Raw genomic sequence first — 18,147 nt, 5'->3', positions numbered from 1 at the left:
TCAGGTTGTCAAGACCTCTGGCAGCACCCCGGTGCGGCGGCGGCCGCACCCGGGCCGCTCCGGTGTGCGGCCGTCCACGTCTCTCGTTCCCCCGGCCGGCCCCCGCCGCTCCCCGTCAGTTCCCGCCGCTCTCGGCCCGCCCGGCGGCCGCCTCATGCATCGCGAGCTCCAGCAGCGCCGCGTCGACGAGCGTTCCCGAGCCGTCCGGCGGGATCAGCCAGTGCATCCCGCCCAGGGCCTCCCGCCCCGGGTGCGGCACGACGATCCAGGTCCCCTGCCCCGCCCCCCGTACGCCGGTGCCGAGCCAGCGGCCGGCGGTGCCCGGCGGCACGAAGAAACCCATGCGGGCATCGCCGGAATCGGAGAGGACCGGTCCGGGCCGGTCGATGAGCCGGGTGAGCACATCGAGCGCCGGACAGCCCAGCTCCCCCGGAAGAATCAGTACGTCCCAGCGCCGGCCGGCGGGCAGGAGCGCGATCCCCTCGGGATTGCGCTCCCATTCCCACCGGCAGGCGTCCGGATCCGGCGCCACCGATACGAGCCACTCGACTGCTGCTTTGGCCCCCGCGCCAGCCATGACCGGCCTCCATTCCGTGTGCACCGGCCATGCGTTGCCGGTGTGTCCACACAGGAGAGAGGGGTGGCGCCGAACCATGACGCGACTTCGGGCTACCAGTTGGCAGTGAACTGGGTCACGCCGCGCCGGACCGCGCTCAACTGTCGAAACCGAGCCCCAGCCGGTCCATCGTCCGCAGCCACAGATTGCGGTGCCCGCCGTTGCTGTCCGCCCTGGCCAGGGACCTCTTGGTGAGTTCGATCCCGCCCCAGGCGAAGGGCTCCGGCGGGAACGGCATCGGCTTCTTGCGGACCATTTCCAGAGCGGTCCTTTCATTCCGCTCGCCCGCCAGCAGATCGAGCATCACATCGGCCCCGAAACGGGTCGCTCCGACGCCGAGTCCGGTATATCCGGCGGCATAGGCGACCCGGCCCTGATGGGCCGTACCGAAGAATGCGGAAAAGCGGGAACAGGTGTCGATCGCCCCGCCCCAGGCGTGGCTGAACCGGATTCCGGCCAATTGCGGGAAACAGTCGAAGAACTGCCCCGCGAGCTTGAGGAAGGTCTCCGGACGCTGGTCGAGATCGGCGCTCAGCCGGCCGCCGTAGGGATAGATGGCGTCATAGCCGCCCCACAGGATCCGGTGGTCGGCCGACATCCGGAAGTAGTGGAACTGGTTGGCGCTGTCGCCCAGCCCCTGCCGGTTCTTCCAGCCGATGGAGGCGAGCTGGTCGGCGGTGAGGGGTTCCGTCATCAGCGCGTAGTCGTAGACCGGCACGGTGTACGGGCGGACCCGCTTGACCAGGGACGGGAAGATGTTCGTACCGAGGGCGACGCGGCGCGCGAAGACCCTTCCGTAGGGCGTGCGGACCGCCATTCCGGCGCTGGTCCTGGCCAGTTCGAGTCCCCGGGTGTGCTCGTACATCCGCACACCGAGGTCGAGGCATGCCCGCTTCAGGCCCCAGGCCAGCTTGGCGGGGTGCAGCATGGCGACCCCGCGCCGGTCCCAGAGTCCGCCGAGGAACGTGGGCGAGTCGACCTCGGCGCGCAGCGCGTCCCGGTCCAGGAACTCCAGCCCGGTGAATCCGAGCTTTTCGGCCTCCTCGTGCCATGCCAGGAGCTCTTCGAGCTGGTGGGGTTCGGTGGCGACGTCGATTTCGCCGGTGCGCTCGAATTCACAGTCGATGGAGTAGCGGGCGACGGCGGCCTCGATGGCGTCGAGGTTCCGCTCGCCCAGCTCCTCCAGCTTCTTGATCTCGTCCGGCCAGCGCTCCAGGCCGTTGGGCAGGCCATGGGTGAGGGAGGCGGCGCAGAATCCGCCGTTGCGGCCCGAGGCGGCCCAGCCCACCTCGTGCCCCTCGATCAGGACGACGTCCCGCTCCGGATCGCGTTCCTTGGCGATCAGCGCGGTCCACAGTCCGCTGTAGCCACCGCCGACGACGAGGAGATCGCAGTGCTCGTCACCGGTGAGCGCGGGCAGCGCGTCGGGCCTGCCCGGGTCGTCCAGCCAGAACGAGACCGGCTTGGCGTCGGAGAGTGATTGTGCAGCAGTACGCATGGCGGCTGGGGCCATGGTTTCCAACTCCTTCGAGGCTTTCTATCGAGCGGTGTTCTTCCGCCGGTTCGCGATGAGCTGGCCGACGACAACCACCAGCACCGCGATGATGAACATCGCCGTACCGATGACGTTGATCTGCACGGGCGTGCCGCGCTGTGCCGAACCCCAGACGAACATGGGGAAGGTCACGGTGGAGCCCGCGTTGAAATTGGTGATGATGAAATCGTCGAAGGAGAGCGCGAAGGCGAGCAGCGCTCCCGCCGCGATTCCGGGGGCGGCGATCGGCAGCGTCACGCGCAGGAAGGTCTGCACGGGCCCCGCGTACAGATCGCGGGCCGCCTCCTCCAGTCGCGGGTCCATCGACATCACACGGGCCTTGACCGCGGTCACGACGAAGCTCAGGCAGAACATGATGTGCGCGATGAGGATCGTCCAGAAGCCGAGCTGCGCCCCCATGTTGAGGAAGAGCGTGAGCAGCGAGGCGGCCATGACGACCTCGGGCATCGCCATCGGCAGGAAGATCAGCGAGTTGATCGCGCCGCGCGCCCGGAAGCGGTAGCGGACCAGCGCGAAGGAGATCATCGTGCCGAGGACGGTCGCGCCGACGGTGGCCCAGGTGGCGATCTGCAGGGACAGGGAGAGCGAGCCGCACATGTCGGCGACGCCGCAGGGGTCCTTCCAGGCGTCCAGGGAGAAGTGCTGCCAGGCGTAGTTGAAGCGCCCCTTCGGCTTGTTGAACGAGAACACCATCACGACGATGTTCGGAAGGATCAAGTAGGCGAGGGTCAGCAGACCCGCGATGACGATCAGATTCCGGCGGATCCAGCGCAGTACGGGCATCAGACCAGGTCCTCCGTCCCGGAGCGGCGGATGTAGACGGTGACCATGATCAGGACGACCGCCATGAGGATGAACGAGAGCGCGGCCGCCGTCGGATAGTCGAGGACGCGCAGGAACTGGGTCTGGATGACGCTGCCGACCATCTTGGTGTCGGTGGAGCCCAGGAGTTCCGCGTTGACGTAGTCACCGCTGGCCGGGATGAAGGTCAGCAGCGTTCCGGAGACGACACCCGGCATGGAGAGCGGGAAGGTCACCTTGCGGAAGGTGGTGGCGGGGGTGGCGTACAGGTCGCCGGCCGCCTCGTGCAGCCTGCCGTCGATCCGCTCCAGCGAGGTGTAGAGCGGCAGGATCATGAACGGCAGGAAGTTGTACGTGAGACCGCAGACCACCGCCATCGGCGTGGCCAGCACCCGGTTCGACTCGGTCCAGCCGAGCCAGCTGGTGACGTCCAGGACGTGCAGTGTGTTCAGTACGTCGACGACCGCGCCGCCGTCCGCGAGGATCGTCTTCCAGGCGAGCGTACGGATCAGGAAGCTGGTGAAGAAGGGCGCGATGACCAGCACGAGGACGACGTTGCGCCAGCGGCCGGCCTTGAAGGCGATCAGGTACGCGAGCGGGTAGCCGAGCAGCAGGCACAGGGTCGTGGCGGTGCCCGCGTACAGCAGGGACCGGATGAACTGCGGGTAGTAGTCCGTCAGCGCGTCCCAGTACGTCTGGAAGTGCCAGGTGACCTCGAAGCCCTTCTCCAGGGAGCCGGTCTGTACGGAGGTCGACGCCTGGTAGACCAGCGGCAGCGCGAAGAAGACGACGAGCCACAGAATGCCGGGGAGCAGCAGCCAGTAGGGGACGAGGCGCTTGCGGGCGGAGGCCTTGCGTAGCTTCGGTTCGGCGGTGGGCGCGGTGGGCGGCGCCTCGGTGACGGTCACGCCGCGTCCTCCACCGTCTCCACACCGGCGTCGATGTCTTGCGCCGCGTCCAGACCGAAGGTGTGCGCAGGGTTCCAGTGCAGCACGACCTCGGCACCGGGGACGAGCCGGCCATCGCGCTCGATGTTCTGCTCGTAGACCTGGAGGGCCTTGCCCGCCGGGCTCTCCACCACGTACTGCGTGGACACGCCGATGAAGCTGGAGTCGACGATCCGGCCGGTGGCCCGGTTGCGGCCGTCGGCTATCGCGTCCGCGTCGTCGGCGTGCGCGAGCGAGATCTTCTCCGGGCGTACGCCGAGCAGCAGCTTGCCGCCGTTCACGGTCGGGGCCGTACATCGGTCGGCGGGCAGCCGCAGCTTCCCGTCGCCGGCCGCGACGACGACGTCGGTGCCTGCGGAGACGATCTCGCCCTCGATGAGGTTGGAGGTGCCGAGGAAGTTGGCGACGAAGGTCGTCTTCGGGTTCTCGTACAGATCGGCGGGGGCGCCGAGCTGTTCGACCCGGCCCCCGTTCATCACCGCGACGGTGTCGGCCATGGTCATGGCCTCCTCCTGGTCGTGGGTGACGTGGATGAAGGTGATGCCGACCTCGGTCTGGATGCGCTTGAGCTCCAGCTGCATCTGGCGGCGCAGCTTGAGGTCGAGGGCGCCGAGCGGCTCGTCGAGGAGGAGCACCTGCGGGTGGTTGATCAGGGCGCGGGCGACGGCGACGCGCTGCTGCTGGCCACCGGAGAGCTGCTGCGGTTTCCGCTTGGCGAAGTCGCCGAGCTGGACGAGCTCCAGCATCTCGTCGACCTGCTTCTTCACCGACTTGATGCCGCGCCGGCGCAGACCGAAGGCGACGTTCTCGGTGATGTCGAGGTGCGGGAAGAGCGCGTAGCTCTGGAAGACCGTGTTGACGGGCCGCTTGTACGGGGGCAGGTCGGTGATGTCGCGGCCGCCGAGGGAGACGGTGCCGGTGGTCGCCTCCTCCAGGCCCGCGATCATCCGCAGGGTGGTGGTCTTGCCGCAGCCGGACGCGCCGAGCAGCGCGAAGAACGAGCCCTGCGGGACGGTCAGATCGAGCGGCTTGACGGCGGCGAAGGAGCCGTACGTCTTGCTGATCCCGGTGAGGCGGACATCGCCGCCTGTCTGCTGCTGTGTCATGGATCGCAGTCCCAGTGGTGTCAGGGGGGAGATCGGGGAAGGGGAACGCGCGGCGGTCAGGCGCCGATGAGCTTGGCGAACTTCTCCTCGTACGCCGTTTCTTCCTCGGATGTCAGGGAGCGGAAGGCGTGCGACCGGGCCGCCATCTCCTCGTCCGGAAGGATCAGGACGTTGTCGGCCATCGCCTGGTCGATCTTCGCCAGCTCGTCGCGGACGCCGTCGACCGGACAGACGAAGTTGATGTACGCGGCGAGTTCGGCGGCGACCTTCGGCTCGTAGTAGTAGTCGATGAGCTTCTCGGCGTTGGTCTTGTGCCGCGCCTTCACCGGGACGAGCAGGTTGTCGCTGGATATGAGGTAGCCGGCGGCCGGGATGGCGTACTTGATGTCCGGGTTTCCGGCCTGGAGCTGGATGATGTCGCCGGCCCAGGCGACACAGGCGGCGATGTCGCCCTTGTCGAGGTCGGCCGTGTAGTCGTTGCCGGTGAAGCGCCGGATCTGGTTCTTGTCGACGCCCTTCTGGAGCCGTCCGATCGCGGCATCGTAGTCGGCGTCGGTGAAGGTGCCGGGGTTCTTGCCCATGTCGAGCAGGGTCATACCGACGGTGTCGCGCATCTCCGAGAGGAAACTGACCCGTCCCTTGAGCTTCGGGTCGTCGAGCAGCTGGCTGACGGAATCGACCTTGCGGCCGCCGGTCGCCTTGGAGTTGTAGGCGATGACGGCGGGGATGCCCGCCCACGGGTACGAGTGGGCGCGGCCCGGGTCCCAGTCCGGGGTGCGGAACTGGGCCGAGAGGTTGGCGTAGGCGTGCGGCAGATGCGACGGGTCGAGCTTCTGCGCCCAGCCGAGGCGAACGATGCGGGCGGCCAGCCAGTCGGTGACGCAGATGAGGTCGCGGCCGGTGTCCTGGCCGGCCGCGAGCTGCGGCTTGATCTTGCCGAAGAATTCGACGTTGTCGTTGATGTCCTCGGTGTACTTGACCTTGATCCCGGTGCGCTTCGTGAACGCCTCCAGCGTCGGCCGGTGCTTGCCGTCGTCGGTGACGTCCATGTACTCGGTCCAGTTGGAGAAGTTGACCTGCTTCTCCTGGGCCGAGTGGTCGTCCGAGGCCGCCGCGGCATCCCCTTCCCGCTTCGCCGGCGGGATGCCGCATGCGCTCAGCGTCCCCAGCCCGCCGATCGCGAGCGCCCCCAGGCCGGAGGCGCGGAGTAGCGAACGGCGGGTCAGGGCGCCCCGGCCGCTGGTCAGACTGCGTCGCATCGCGGCCAGCTGGGCCGCGGAGAGGCGCTCGGGCTCGTACTGCTCCATGCGCGTTGCCCTTTCGGGTGTGTGTGGCCGGGGGCGGCCGGGTTATCGGTCCCCGAAGATCGTGCGGTGCCAGTCCTTGCGGGCGACCGCGGTGTTGTCGTACATGACGTGCTTGACCTGCGTGTACTCCTCGAAGGAGTACGAGGACATGTCCTTGCCGAAGCCGCTGGCCTTGTATCCGCCGTGCGGCATCTCGCTGATGATCGGAATGTGGTCGTTGACCCAGACGCAGCCCGCCTTGATCTCGCGGGTGGCGCGGTTCGCCCGGTACAGGTCGCGGCTCCAGGCGGAGGCGGCGAGCCCGTAGGGGGTGTCGTTGGCGAGGCGGATGCCCTCGTCGTCGGTGTCGAAGGGCAGCACGACGAGGACCGGGCCGAAGATCTCCGACTGGACGATCTCACTGTCCTGGGCGGCACCGGCGACCAGGGTCGGCCGGTAGTAGGCCCCGGCCGCCAGTTCGCCGCCGGGTGCCTCGCCGCCGGTGACCACGGTGGCGTACGCGCGGGCGCGCTCGACGAATCCGGCGACCCGGTCCCGCTGGGCATGGCTGATCAGCGGGCCGAGGTCGGTCGCCGGGTCGAAGGGGTCGCCGAGCCGGACGGTTTCCATGAGTTCGGCGACGCCCTGCACGAAGGCGTCGTAGAGGGGGCGCTGGACGTAGGCGCGGGTGGCGGCGGTGCAGTCCTGGCCGGTGTTGATGAGCGCTCCGGCGACCGCGCCGTGGACCGCGGCTTCGAGGTCGGCGTCGTCGAAGACGACGAAGGGTGCCTTGCCGCCGAGTTCGAGGTGGAGGCGCTTGACGGTGGAGGTGGCGATCTCCGCGACCCGCTTGCCGACGGCGGTGGAGCCGGTGAAGGAGGTCATGACGACGTCCGGGTGGCCGACGAGGTGCTCGCCGGCGTCCTTGCCCGCGCCGGTGACGATGTTGATCACACCGTCCGGGATGCCCGCCTCCGTGGCCGCCTGGGCGAACATCAACGAGGTCAGCGGGGTGATCTCGGCGGGCTTGAGCACGATCGTGTTGCCCGCGGCGACGGCCGGGAGGACCTTCCAGGCGGCCATCTGGAGCGGGTAGTTCCAGGGCGCGATGGAGCCGACGACGCCGATCGCCTCACGGCGTACGTAGGAGGTGTGGTCGCCGTCGTACTCGGCCGCGGACTTGCCCTCCAGATGGCGGGCGGCACCCGCGAAGAAGGAGGTGTTGTCGACGGTGCCGGGCACGTCGAACTCGGTGGAGAGCTTGATCGGCTTTCCGCACTGGAGGGACTCGACGTACGCGAAGTCGTCGGCCTGCTCGGCGAGGACGGCGGCGAAGCGGTGCATCGCCTCGGCCCGCTCGGCCGGAGTCGCCCCCGACCAGCCCGGGAACGCCTCGCGTGCGGCGGCGACGGCCGCGTCGACGTCGGCGGTGCCCGCCAGTTCGTAGCGGTAGACGGTCTCGCCCGTTGCCGGATTCACCACCTCGTGGTGACGTCCCGATGTACCGGACCGCAGCTTTCCGCCGATGTACTGTGCGCCGTCCGCGAAGCGGTCCCGCACCTGGATGCCGTTGCCCATGACGCTCTCCTCCGCCGCGTTCCCGGGAATACGGGAGCGGCGTAGTCTCTGCTCGATTTGAGTGCCGATCCTGACAGAGGGGATCGACCCCAACAAGTGATTCCGTTGTTGCCTTTTGGTTACGCGACGGAATCCTTCGACCATGTGTCGCGTCAGTGCGGAAATCCCCGTACGGAGTGTCAGTGGCGGATGCCAGACTCGCGTGTCATGGAACACATGGACGACCTCCTGGCGCGGTCCGCGCGCGGCGAGAAAGTGAAGTACCTGCGCTTCTGGGGGCACCGCCCCCGGCCCGACGGCCGCATCGGTGCGAGCTGTCTCAGTCAGTGGTGGCCGTCGCCCTTCACGGTCGACGGCGTGACCTACGCGTCGGCCGAGCACTGGATGATGGCCGCGAAGGCGCGGCTGTTCGGCGACACGGAGGCGGAGACCCGGGCGGTGTCGGCGAAGAGCCCGGCCCAGGCGAAGAAGGTGGGCCGGCTGGTCCGCGGATTCGACGAGGCGGTGTGGGTGCGCGAGCGGTACGCGCTGGTGGTGGCCGGCAGCGTCCACAAGTTCCGCCACCACCCTCAGCTGCGGGAATTCCTGCTGAACACCGGGGACCGGGTGCTGGTCGAGGCCAGCCCCATGGACCGGATCTGGGGCATCGGGCTGGCTGCGGACGACCCGCGTGCGGAGAATCCGGCGACCTGGCGGGGGCTGAATCTGCTGGGGTTCGCGCTGATGGACGCGCGGGCGGAGCTGCGCGGGTCCTGAGGCGGCCCGATCCAAACGAGAGGCCCTGGACGCCCGACGGCCGGGCGGGCCGGAGAAGTCCGGGCCGCCCGGCCGTCGGAAGGGATGCGGTGCCCGTGCCCGCGGAGGTCCGGGCAGAACACCTAGGACCTAGCGTCGACCACCAGGGACGTGGAGTACGGGTCGTTGTAGGTGTTGTCGTCGAGCTCGTCCCCGTGGGCGACGAACAGCCAGATGAAGAAGCTGATGATCGCGACGCCGAAGACGATGCCGATGGATCCCATGATGATCCCGGCGAGTGCCTGACCGTTGTTGGTCGCCTCGCCGCGCTGCACCCGCTTGCGGCCCAGGATGCCGAAGATCAGGGCGAGTACGCCCAGGATCAGGCTGGGTATGCCGTAGACGCAGAACAGGCAGACGGCCAGGATGCCGAGCACCATGGCCGCCGTGCCCATCCCGTTGGAGGGCGCGGGACTGCCCCAGGGTGCCTGGCCGTAGGCGGAGTATCCCGGGTAGCCGCCGTACTGCGGGGCGGGCGCGGCCGGGTAGCCGTACTGCCCCGCGGGCGGGACCTGCTGGCCCGGTCCGTTCGGTGCGATCGGCGGCGGCGGTACCTCCCCGGTGCCGAAGCCGGGCCCGAAGCCGCCTGCGGGGCCCGGCGCCGGCCCGGCCTGCACCCCGGCACCGGGCCCCGGTCCCGGGGCGGGTGCGGGGCCGGGTTCGGCACCCGGCATCGAGGTCACCGTCGGCTGATCGTGCGCAGCGGGCGGCCGGGGGTCGGCGGCCGGCTTGTCCAGCGGCACCCTGCTGTCCGGCGGAGCCCACGGATCGCTCGGCGCGGGCCCGCCCGCAGGCTGCTCTGTGTTCTCTGACATGGGCCTCCCCCATCGTGATCCCGTCATGCTACGGCCAGGCCCCGTACGGCAGGACCCGGCCTACGATGATCCCCGTCCCCTGCCCGGCCGACCGCGCCCGGCACCCCGACCGTCCCACGCCCCGGAGAGTCCGATGCCCGATCTGCACCCCTTCATCGCGGGGCTGCCCAAGGCGGAACTGCATGTCCACCATGTCGGATCCGCCTCGCCCCGTATCGTCGCGGAACTGGCCGCGCATCACCCCGACTCGAAGGTCCCCACCGACCCCGAGGCGCTGACCGACTACTTCACCTTCACGGACTTCCGGCACTTCATCGACGTGTACCTCTCCGTCGTGGACCTGATCCGCACCCCGGAGGACGTCCGGCTGCTGACCTTCGAGGTCGCCCGTGACATGGCCCGGCAGAACATCCGGTACGCGGAACTGACCGTCACCCCGTTCAGCTCGACCCGGCGCGGCATCCCGGAGCAGGGGTTCATGGAGGCGATAGAGGACGCCCGCAGGGCCGCCGAGGCCGAGCTCGGGGTCGTCCTGCGCTGGTGCTTCGACATTCCCGGTGAGGCCGGGCTCGAAGCTGCCGAGGAGACCACCCGGCTGGCCGTGGACCTGCGGCCCGAGGGGCTCGTCTCGTTCGGGCTCGGCGGTCCGGAGGTCGGTGTGGAGCGCCCGCAGTTCAAGCCCTACTTCGACCGGGCCATCGCCGAGGGCCTGCACTCCGTGCCGCACGCCGGGGAGACCACCGGGCCGCAGACCGTCTGGGACGCGCTGACCCATCTGCGCGCCGAGCGCATCGGCCACGGCACCCACTCCGTCCAGGACCCGGAACTGCTGGCCCACCTCGCCGAGCACCGCATCCCGCTGGAGGTCTGTCCGACGTCGAACATCGCGACCCGGGCGGTGGCGGACATCGAGAAGCACCCGGTCAAGGAGATGGTGCGGGCGGGCGTCCTGGTCACCATCAACAGCGACGACCCGCCGATGTTCGGCACGGACCTCAACAACGAGTACGCGGTCGCCGCCCGCCTCCTCGACCTGGACGAGCGGGGCCTCGCCGCGCTGGCGAAGAACGCGGTCGACGCGTCGTACCTCGACGCGGCCGGCAAGCGGGCGCTGGCCGCCGAGATCGACACGTACACGACGAACTGGTCGGCGCGTACGGGCCGCTGACCCCGTTGGTGACAATGGCCCCATGGCCACCACTGTCACCGCCGTCGCCCACCGCGGCGATCCGTACCGGGTCCGCGAGAACACGCTCCTCTCGATCCGCTCCGCCCTCGACCGGGGGGCGGACGCGGTCGAGATCGATGTGCGGGTCACCCGCGACGGCGTACCGGTCCTGCTGCACGACGCCACGCTGGGACGGCTGTGGGGCCACGACCTGCGTCTGGACCGGCTGACCCACGAGGAGCTCACCGGGCTGACCGCGGGCGGTGTGCCCACCCTGCGCGACGCGCTGCTCGCCGCCGGGAGCCACCGCGTCATGGTCGATCTGCCCGGCTCCACGGATGCTTCGGTCCGCGAGACCGTCGCGGTGGTGCGCGAGTGCGGCGCGGGTGAGCGGGTGTACTACTGCGCGGGTTCCGAGGCCATGCTGCGGGTGCGTGCCGCCGACCCGTCCGCGGAGATCGCCCTGACCCGGACGACGCTCGCGCCGCCGCGCGCCGCACTGCTCGACGCGGTGCGGCCGCGGTGGCTGAACTACCGGTTCGGCCTGGTGGACCGGGAGCTGACGGACCGGCTCCACCGGGACGGGCTGCTGGTCTCCGTCTGGACCGCCGACACCAAGCGCACCATGCGCCGCCTGGTCCGGCAGGGCGTGGACTCGATCACCACCAACCGGGTCGACGCCCTGCGCGACGTCCTCGGAAACTCCCCGTCCGGCAACCCCTCTTGATCGGTCCTGCATCATGGACAGCGCCGCATCCACCGCGATGCCAGGCCCGGATCAAGAGGAGCACAGACGTGACCGATCCCCGCACCATCCCCCACCCCGCCCGCGTCCGTTCCGACATCGCCCACAACGCGCGGGTCTGGAACTACTGGCTCGGCGGCAAGGACAACTACCCGGTGGACCGCGCGGTCGGCGACCAGGTCACCGGCATGTACCCGAGCATCGGTGAAGTGGCGCGCGCCGACCGGGCGTTCCTGGGGCGAGCGGTCCGGTATCTGGCCGGTGACGCCGGGATCGGCCAGTTCCTGGACATCGGCACCGGCCTGCCCACCGCCGACAACACCCACGAGGTCGCCCAGCACACGGCGCCCGATTCCCGCGTCGTGTACGTCGACAACGACCCGATCGTCCTGGCCCACGCCCGGGCGCTGCTCACCAGCTCACCGGAGGGCGCGACCGAGTACATCGACGCGGACGCCCACGACCCGGAGTCGATCCTGCGGGCCGTCGAACCGACGCTGGACCTGAAGAAGCCGGTCGCGGTCATGCTGCTCGGCATCCTCAACTTCGTCCTCGACACCGGTGAGGCCCGGCGCATCGTGCGCACGCTGATGGACGCGGTGCCGTCCGGCAGCCATCTGGTGCTCACCCACCCCACACTGGAGCTGGGCGGCGAGGGCAACGAGGCGGCGATGCGGTTCTGGAACGAGAACGCCACGCCTGCGATCACCGCGCGCAGCCGGGCCGAGTTCACCGGGTTCCTGACGGGGCTCGACGTGGTGGAGCCGGGCATCGTGTCCTGCGCGCGCTGGCGCGCCGAGCCGGGCGCGGTGGAGGTCGCGCAGTTCGGCGCGGTGGCCCGGAAGCCGTAGTGGGCACACCGGGGTGGGCGCGCGCCCGGGGAGTGGGGAGCCTCGGCCCCGGGCGGCGGACATCGGGGCGGCCCCGAGACCGGTGGCCGCCGGGGCGGCAACGCGGGGACGGGGGCACCCGCGATCTCTCCCGCGCCCTCGTCCACAGCATGAACTCCACGGACGCGAAGGGGCAGGGCACCGACGGCGTCGTGATGGGCCTGGCAGCCGGCGCCTCGGGCCCCGGCGCGGGAGTGACTCAGCCGGCCGCCGCGGCGGCGAGCGGTTCCGGTGACGGTGCCTGCGGCAGCGCCTCCAGCCGTTTGATCATGCGGCGGACGACGAGCAGCGGGATCACCCCGAAGACCCCGAACGACATGTCGATGACGGACCACCAGAAGGGAATGCCGCGGATCGGTCCGCAGATCAGGGCGAGCGGGATGATCCCGGCACAGGCGATCATGCCGAACTCGACGACCCAGATGTTGCGGACCGGGTCGCGGTAGGGGCCGTAGAAGGCGACCGCGATGACGAGGTGCGCGAAGGCCAGCCAGTCGGTGCCGTACAGCACGAAGGGATACTCCGCGTCGGCCTCGTCGAGACCGGTGCGGACCCGGGTGATCCACTCCATCAGGGCCGGGAAGTGCTCGGGCACGGGAGAGGCCGAGGACCTCAGCAGGTCCTCGGCCCAGTGGAGTTCATGAACCAGCGGGAAGGCGGTCAGCCCGCTCAGCGCCAGACAGACGACAAAGACGGCCAACCACACGCGTATGCGCCTCAGCAGGGCTCTCCGCTCGCTCATGGCCGCAGCGTACGCCCGCGTTCACCCGCTCTTCACACCACCCCGGCCACGGCTCACAGGCCGACGACGGAGTTCCACTTCTTCGCGAACTCGGTGCGTTCCTCGGACGTGATGTCGCGGGCGATCGCCAGTCGCCGGCGGATCGCGCCGTCCGGAAAGATCAGCGGGTCCTCGGCGAGTGCGGCGGTCTCCTCGTCCTTGGACGAGGCCAGCACCTCACGGGCGGCCGGCACCGGGCAGACGTAGTTGACCCAGGTCGCCAGTTCCGCGGCGACCTCCGGTTCGTAGTAGTAGTCGATGAGTTTCTCGGCGTTGCGCTTGTGGTGGGCGAGGTTGGGGATCATGAGCGATTCCGCCCAGAGCTCGGCGCCCTCCTCGGGCACCACGAACTCGATCTCCGGGTTGTCGGCCTGGAGCTGGATGACGTCGCCGGAGTAGGCCTGGCAGGCGAGCACATCGCCGGTCGACAGGTCCTTGATGTAGTCGTTGCCGGTGAAGCGGCGGATGTGCCTCTTCTTCACCAGCTTCTCCACCTGGTCGCACACCTGGTAGAAGTCGTCGCGTTCCCAGCGGGTGACATCGACGCCGTTGCCCTGCATCAGGAGTGCGAAGGACTCGTCGAGACCGGACAGCAGCGTGACCTTGCCGCGCAGGTCGTCCGCCCACAGATCGCCGGTGTGCTTGATCTCGCGGCCGAGCTTCTTGCGGTTGTACGCGATGCCGGTGATCCCGGACTGCCAGGGGACGCTGTGCATCCGGCCCTTGTCGAAGGCGGGCGAACGCAGCTGCGGGTCCAGGTACTTGGTGACGTTGGGCTGCTCGGCCCGGTCCATCTCCTGCACCCAGCCGAGCCGTACGAACCGGGCGGCCATCCAGTCGCTGATGACGATCAGGTCCCGGCCGGTCTCCTGGTGGTTCATCAGCGCCGGGCTGATCTTCCCGAAGAACTCGTCGTTGTCGTTGATCTCCTCGGTGTACGTGACCGAGATCCCGGTGCGCCTGCCGAACGCGTCGAGGGTGGGCCGCTTCGACGTGTCCTTGTCGTCGGTGTCGATGTAGAGGGGCCAGTTCGAGAAGTGCAGGGAACGGTCGCTCGCGGAGGTGTCGCGTCCGGCGCGGTCACCGGGCTGCACATAGGCGGCGGGCACTCCGCAGCCGGCCAGAGCGGCACCGGCCGCTGTTGCCCCGAAGGCGCGCAGCAGGGACCGGCGGGACATGGGGTGGTTCGGGGTTGCTCGCACCCGCGCAGGATGCCGGTCGCAGGTCGGCGCGGGCAATGGACCAACCGTCCAGCGGCACCCGCTCCGTCCGCACACCCTGTCGATGCCGTCCCCCGCTCTCCGGCATGCGTACGGCCCCGGGCCGGGCCCGGGGCCGTACGCGTCGGCGGACGGAGTGTCAGCCGTCGAGCGAGGTCATGACGTGCTTGATGCGGGTGTAGTCCTCGAAGCCGTACGCGGAGAGGTCCTTGCCGTAGCCGGACTTCTTGAACCCGCCGTGCGGCATCTCGGCGACGAGCGGAATGTGGGTGTTGATCCACACACAGCCGAAGTCGAGGTTCTTGGACATCCGCATGGCGCGGGAGTGGTCCTTGGTCCACACCGAGGAGGCCAGGGCGTACTCGACGCCGTTGGCGTACGCGACGGCCTGGGCCTCGTCCGTGAACTTCTGGACGGTGATGACCGGGCCGAACACCTCGTTCTGGATGATCTCGTCGTCCTGCTTGAGGCCGGAGACGACGGTCGGGGCGTAGAAGTAGCCCTTCTCGCCGACCCGGTGGCCGCCCGCCTCGACCTTGGCGTGGGCGGGGAGGCGGTCGATGAAGCCGCTGACCTGCTTCAGCTGGTTGGCGTTGTTGAGCGGACCGTACAGCACGTCCTCGTCGTCCGGCTGCCCCGTCTTGGTCTCGGCGGCGGCCTTGGCGAGGGCGGTGACGAACTCGTCGTGGATGGACTCGTGGACCAGGACGCGGGTCGCGGCCGTACAGTCCTGGCCCGCGTTGAAGTAGCCCGCGACGGAGATGCCCTCGACGGCCTTGGCGATGTCGGTGTCCTCGAACACGACGACCGGGGCCTTGCCGCCGAGCTCCAGGTGGACCCGCTTGACGTCCTTGGCGGCGGACTCGGCGACCTGCATGCCGGCCCGTACCGAACCGGTGATGGAGGCCATCGCCGGGATCGGGTGCTCGACCATCGCGCGGCCGGTGTCGCGGTCGCCGCAGATGACGTTGAAGACGCCCTTGGGAAGGATCTGGCCGATGATCTCGGCGATCAGGACGGTCGACGCCGGAGTGGTGTCGGACGGCTTGATGACGACGGTGTTGCCTGCGGCCAGCGCCGGGGCGAACTTCCAGACGGCCATCATCATCGGGTAGTTCCACGGCGCGACCTGCGCGCAGACGCCGACCGGCTCACGCCGGACGATGGAGGTGAGGCCCTCCATGTACTCGCCGGCCGAGCGGCCTTCGAGCATCCGCGCCGCACCCGCGAAGAAGCGGATCTGGTCCACCATCGGCGGGAGCTCTTCGGTGCGGGTGAGCTCGATCGGCTTGCCGGTGTTCTCCGACTCGGCGGCGATGAGGTCCTCGGCACGCTCCTCGAAGGCGTCCGCGATCTTCAGCAGGGCCTTCTGGCGCTCGGCGGGCGTGATGTCGCGCCAGGCGGGGAAAGCGGCTGCGGCGGCTTCCATCGCGGCATCGACATCGGCCTGGCCGGAGAGCGGCGAGGTCGCATAGACCTCTTCCGTCACCGGGTTGACCACGTCGATGGTCCGCCCGTCGGCGGCGTCCCGGAACTCTCCGTTGATGTAGTTGCGCAGACGGCGCACCTCGGTGGTCACAACCACCCCTCCTGTCGACACGTCCAATGGGTGAGATGACCAGCCTAGTCGCTCAGGTGTCGCTTTCGACATGCCCACCCGCCGTGAACTTCGGATTCAGTTAGATCTAGACCCTCAGACAACGAATTTCATCGATTTGGGGTTGCCAGACAGACGAGTCCCAGTGCACAGTGGATACGTGGCCAGTCGCAGCGCAGACTCCAGGACCGGGAACGGATCGTCCCCAGCGGTCGATGCCGTGTCCCTCGCAATCATCGAGCAGCTCCAGGAGGACGGGCGTCGCCCGTACGCCGCGATCGGCAAGGCCGTCGGCCTCTCCGAGGCGGCCGTACGGCAGCGTGTCCAGAAGCTGCTCGACCAGGGCGTGATGCAGATCGTCGCCGTCACGGACCCGCTCACCGTGGGATTCCGGCGGCAGGCGATGGTGGGCATCAATGTCGACGGCGACCTCGATCCCGTCGCCGAGGCACTGTCGGCCATGGCCGAGTGCGAGTACGTGGTGATGACCGCGGGCTCCTTCGACCTGATGGTGGAGATCGTCTGCGAGGACGACGACCACCTGCTGGAAACGATCAACAAACGCATCCGGGCCATCCCCGGCGTGCGCTCCACCGAGAGCTTCGTGTACCTGAAGCTCAAGAAGCAGACCTATATGTGGGGAACCCGATAGCCGTGAGCAAGGACCTCAGCCGAACCGCGTACGACCACCTGTGGATGCATTTCACCCGCATGTCGGACTACGAGAACGCGCCCGTTCCCACCATCGTGCGTGGCGAGGGCACCTACATCTACGACGACCAGGGCAAGCGCTACCTCGACGGCCTGTCCGGCCTGTTCGTGGTCAACGCCGGTCACGGCCGTCACGAGCTCGCCGAGGCGGCGTACAAGCAGGGCCAGGAGCTGGCCTTCTTCCCGGTGTGGTCCTACGCCCACCCGAAGGCCGTCGAGCTGGCCGAGCGTCTCGCCGACTACGCGCCGGGCGACCTCAACAAGGTCTTCTTCACCACCGGTGGCGGCGAGGCCGTCGAGACCGCCTGGAAGCTGGCCAAGCAGTACTTCAAGCTCCAGGGCAAGCCGACCAAGTACAAGGTCATCTCGCGTGCGGTCGCCTACCACGGCACCCCGCAGGGCGCCCTGTCGATCACCGGCCTGCCGGCCCTGAAGGCCCCCTTCGAGCCGCTGGTCCCCGGCGCCCACAAGGTGCCGAACACCAACATCTACCGCGCCCCGATCCACGGCGACGACCCGGAGGCCTTCGGCCGCTGGGCCGCCGACCAGATCGAGCAGGAGATCCTCTTCGAGGGCCCGGACACCGTCGCCGCGGTCTTCCTGGAGCCGGTGCAGAACGCCGGTGGCTGCTTCCCGCCGCCGCCCGGATACTTCCAGCGCGTGCGCGAGATCTGCGACAAGTACGACGTGCTGCTCGTCTCCGACGAGGTCATCTGCGCCTTCGGCCGTCTCGGCACGATGTTCGCCTGCGACAAGTTCGGCTACGTGCCGGACATGATCACCTGCGCCAAGGGCATGACCTCGGGCTACTCCCCGATCGGTGCCTGCATCGTCTCGGACCGCGTCGCCGCACCGTTCTACGAGGGCGACAACACCTTCCTGCACGGCTACACCTTCGGCGGCCACCCGGTCTCCGCGGCGGTCGGCCTCGCCAACCTCGACATCTTCGAGCGCGAGGGCCTCAACCAGCACGTCCTGGACAACGAGAACGCGTTCTTCACGACGCTGCAGAAGCTGCTCGACCTGCCGATCGTCGGCGACGTCCGCGGCAACGGCTTCTTCTACGGCATCGAGCTGGTGAAGGACAAGGCCACCAAGGAGACCTTCACCGACGAGGAGACCGAGCGCGTCCTGTACGGGTTCCTCTCCAAGGCGCTGTACGACAACGGCCTGTACTGCCGGGCCGACGACCGCGGCGACCCGGTCGTCCAGCTCGCGCCGCCGCTGGTCTCCGACCAGTCGACGTTCGACGAGATCGAGGGCATTCTGCGGAGCGTCCTCACCGAGGCGTGGACCAAGCTCTGACAGTGGTCCGGCCGGTCGGCCGACCACGGACCGGCCGGCCGGCCGGACACTGCGGCTTGACCCTCGCTTGACCACCGCACGACCGGCTTCCAGCCGTCGTTCCATACGGTCCACACGGCCCGGATGCGCCCATTCGAGTGGGAAGGGGCGCACCCGGGCCGTGTGCTGTGCCCACACCGCGGTTCGAATCCTTACGGTGCCGAGTGACCGACCGGCCCCCTCTTCGTTCCC

Annotated in this window: 17 protein-coding genes; 6 read left to right on the top strand and 11 right to left on the bottom strand. The window is 69.1% G+C overall.

What is annotated here, in order from left to right:
* Window positions 1-115: 115 nt before the first annotated feature.
* The 7 genes from ACIOMQ_RS38585 to ACIOMQ_RS38555 form a co-directional block, all read right to left on the bottom strand.
* A complete protein-coding gene (locus ACIOMQ_RS38585) occupies window positions 116-577 on the bottom strand; it encodes a hypothetical protein (protein ID WP_362209051.1) in 462 nt (153 codons plus the stop codon).
* A gap of 136 nt (window positions 578-713) precedes the next feature.
* Window positions 714-2,129: an NAD(P)/FAD-dependent oxidoreductase gene (locus tag ACIOMQ_RS38580; RefSeq protein WP_401268944.1), complete on the bottom strand. Its 1,416-nt coding sequence runs from the start codon at window positions 2,127-2,129 to the stop codon at window positions 714-716.
* Window positions 2,130-2,153: 24 nt separating this feature from the next.
* A complete protein-coding gene (locus ACIOMQ_RS38575; protein WP_362209056.1) occupies window positions 2,154-2,954 on the bottom strand; it encodes an ABC transporter permease in 801 nt (266 codons plus the stop codon).
* Window positions 2,954-3,880: an ABC transporter permease gene (locus ACIOMQ_RS38570; protein WP_362209059.1), complete on the bottom strand. Its 927-nt coding sequence runs from the start codon at window positions 3,878-3,880 to the stop codon at window positions 2,954-2,956. Before ACIOMQ_RS38570 ends, ACIOMQ_RS38575 begins: the two co-directional genes overlap by 1 nt.
* Complete coding sequence (locus tag ACIOMQ_RS38565) at window positions 3,877-5,025, bottom strand: ABC transporter ATP-binding protein (RefSeq protein ID WP_362209062.1); 1,149 nt, start codon at window positions 5,023-5,025, stop codon at window positions 3,877-3,879. Before ACIOMQ_RS38565 ends, ACIOMQ_RS38570 begins: the two co-directional genes overlap by 4 nt.
* Before the next feature lie 56 nt (window positions 5,026-5,081).
* Entirely contained in the window at window positions 5,082-6,332 is a 1,251-nt protein-coding gene (locus ACIOMQ_RS38560; protein ID WP_362209065.1) for a spermidine/putrescine ABC transporter substrate-binding protein, read from the bottom strand.
* Window positions 6,333-6,374: 42 nt separating this feature from the next.
* A complete protein-coding gene (locus tag ACIOMQ_RS38555; protein WP_401268952.1) occupies window positions 6,375-7,889 on the bottom strand; it encodes a gamma-aminobutyraldehyde dehydrogenase in 1,515 nt (504 codons plus the stop codon).
* Window positions 7,890-8,096: 207 nt separating this feature from the next.
* Between ACIOMQ_RS38555 and ACIOMQ_RS38550 the strand changes: the two genes are divergently transcribed.
* Window positions 8,097-8,645 (top strand): NADAR family protein, encoded by a 549-nt coding sequence (locus tag ACIOMQ_RS38550; protein WP_401268955.1) that lies wholly within the window; start codon window positions 8,097-8,099, stop codon window positions 8,643-8,645.
* A gap of 122 nt (window positions 8,646-8,767) precedes the next feature.
* On the opposite strand, the gene ACIOMQ_RS38545 is transcribed toward ACIOMQ_RS38550, so the two are convergent.
* Window positions 8,768-9,499 (bottom strand): DUF4190 domain-containing protein, encoded by a 732-nt coding sequence (locus tag ACIOMQ_RS38545; protein ID WP_402192429.1) that lies wholly within the window; start codon window positions 9,497-9,499, stop codon window positions 8,768-8,770.
* Between the two features lie 133 nt (window positions 9,500-9,632).
* Here ACIOMQ_RS38545 and ACIOMQ_RS38540 point away from each other — a divergent pair, with 133 nt between their 5' ends.
* The 3 genes from ACIOMQ_RS38540 to ACIOMQ_RS38530 all read left to right on the top strand — a co-directional run bounded on the left by ACIOMQ_RS38540 (window position 9,633) and on the right by ACIOMQ_RS38530 (window position 12,263).
* Window positions 9,633-10,667 carry an adenosine deaminase gene (locus ACIOMQ_RS38540; protein WP_362209077.1) on the top strand — a complete coding sequence of 345 codons (1,035 nt, stop codon included), beginning with the start codon at window positions 9,633-9,635 and terminating at the stop codon, window positions 10,665-10,667.
* 22 nt (window positions 10,668-10,689) lie between these two features.
* On the top strand, window positions 10,690-11,394 hold the full coding sequence (locus ACIOMQ_RS38535) for a glycerophosphodiester phosphodiesterase (RefSeq protein ID WP_401759160.1): 705 nt from the start codon (window positions 10,690-10,692) through the stop codon (window positions 11,392-11,394).
* Between the two features lie 68 nt (window positions 11,395-11,462).
* Window positions 11,463-12,263, top strand: coding sequence for an SAM-dependent methyltransferase (locus tag ACIOMQ_RS38530; RefSeq protein ID WP_362209083.1), 801 nt, complete (start codon window positions 11,463-11,465; stop codon window positions 12,261-12,263).
* A gap of 238 nt (window positions 12,264-12,501) precedes the next feature.
* On the opposite strand, the gene ACIOMQ_RS38525 is transcribed toward ACIOMQ_RS38530, so the two are convergent.
* The 3 genes from ACIOMQ_RS38525 to ACIOMQ_RS38515 all read right to left on the bottom strand — a co-directional run bounded on the left by ACIOMQ_RS38525 (window position 12,502) and on the right by ACIOMQ_RS38515 (window position 15,882).
* Complete coding sequence (locus ACIOMQ_RS38525; RefSeq protein ID WP_362209086.1) at window positions 12,502-13,044, bottom strand: hypothetical protein; 543 nt, start codon at window positions 13,042-13,044, stop codon at window positions 12,502-12,504.
* A gap of 53 nt (window positions 13,045-13,097) precedes the next feature.
* On the bottom strand, window positions 13,098-14,261 hold the full coding sequence (locus ACIOMQ_RS38520) for a spermidine/putrescine ABC transporter substrate-binding protein (protein WP_362209167.1): 1,164 nt from the start codon (window positions 14,259-14,261) through the stop codon (window positions 13,098-13,100).
* Window positions 14,262-14,442: 181 nt separating this feature from the next.
* Window positions 14,443-15,882 carry a gamma-aminobutyraldehyde dehydrogenase gene (locus tag ACIOMQ_RS38515; protein ID WP_402192426.1) on the bottom strand — a complete coding sequence of 480 codons (1,440 nt, stop codon included), beginning with the start codon at window positions 15,880-15,882 and terminating at the stop codon, window positions 14,443-14,445.
* Window positions 15,883-16,060: 178 nt separating this feature from the next.
* Between ACIOMQ_RS38515 and ACIOMQ_RS38510 the strand changes: the two genes are divergently transcribed.
* Entirely contained in the window at window positions 16,061-16,552 is a 492-nt protein-coding gene (locus tag ACIOMQ_RS38510) for an Lrp/AsnC family transcriptional regulator (protein ID WP_176740396.1), read from the top strand.
* Window positions 16,537-17,916, top strand: coding sequence for an aspartate aminotransferase family protein (locus ACIOMQ_RS38505; RefSeq protein ID WP_362209093.1), 1,380 nt, complete (start codon window positions 16,537-16,539; stop codon window positions 17,914-17,916). Before ACIOMQ_RS38510 ends, ACIOMQ_RS38505 begins: the two co-directional genes overlap by 16 nt.
* Window positions 17,917-18,147 lie beyond the last annotated feature (231 nt).

The organism is Streptomyces sp. NPDC087845 (genome assembly GCF_044742755.1).
GTDB lineage: Bacteria > Actinomycetota > Actinomycetes > Streptomycetales > Streptomycetaceae > Streptomyces.
This window is presented reverse-complemented; position numbering and strand designations above follow the sequence as displayed.

What these genes read in the sequence shown, in the direction of transcription:
- ACIOMQ_RS38520 (WP_362209167.1), bottom strand. Translation starts at nt 14,261, where the DNA reads ATGTCCCGCCGGTCCCTGCTGCGCGCCTTCGGGGCAACAGCGGCCGGT.
- ACIOMQ_RS38540 (WP_362209077.1), top strand. Translation starts at nt 9,633, where the DNA reads ATGCCCGATCTGCACCCCTTCATCGCGGGGCTGCCCAAGGCGGAACTG.
- ACIOMQ_RS38575 (WP_362209056.1), bottom strand. Translation starts at nt 2,954, where the DNA reads ATGCCCGTACTGCGCTGGATCCGCCGGAATCTGATCGTCATCGCGGGT.
- ACIOMQ_RS38565 (WP_362209062.1), bottom strand. Translation starts at nt 5,025, where the DNA reads ATGACACAGCAGCAGACAGGCGGCGATGTCCGCCTCACCGGGATCAGC.
- ACIOMQ_RS38525 (WP_362209086.1), bottom strand. Translation starts at nt 13,044, where the DNA reads ATGAGCGAGCGGAGAGCCCTGCTGAGGCGCATACGCGTGTGGTTGGCC.
- ACIOMQ_RS38585 (WP_362209051.1), bottom strand. Translation starts at nt 577, where the DNA reads ATGGCTGGCGCGGGGGCCAAAGCAGCAGTCGAGTGGCTCGTATCGGTG.
- ACIOMQ_RS38545 (WP_402192429.1), bottom strand. Translation starts at nt 9,499, where the DNA reads ATGTCAGAGAACACAGAGCAGCCTGCGGGCGGGCCCGCGCCGAGCGAT.
- ACIOMQ_RS38535 (WP_401759160.1), top strand. Translation starts at nt 10,690, where the DNA reads ATGGCCACCACTGTCACCGCCGTCGCCCACCGCGGCGATCCGTACCGG.
- ACIOMQ_RS38550 (WP_401268955.1), top strand. Translation starts at nt 8,097, where the DNA reads ATGGAACACATGGACGACCTCCTGGCGCGGTCCGCGCGCGGCGAGAAA.
- ACIOMQ_RS38555 (WP_401268952.1), bottom strand. Translation starts at nt 7,889, where the DNA reads ATGGGCAACGGCATCCAGGTGCGGGACCGCTTCGCGGACGGCGCACAG.
- ACIOMQ_RS38560 (WP_362209065.1), bottom strand. Translation starts at nt 6,332, where the DNA reads ATGGAGCAGTACGAGCCCGAGCGCCTCTCCGCGGCCCAGCTGGCCGCG.
- ACIOMQ_RS38580 (WP_401268944.1), bottom strand. Translation starts at nt 2,129, where the DNA reads ATGGCCCCAGCCGCCATGCGTACTGCTGCACAATCACTCTCCGACGCC.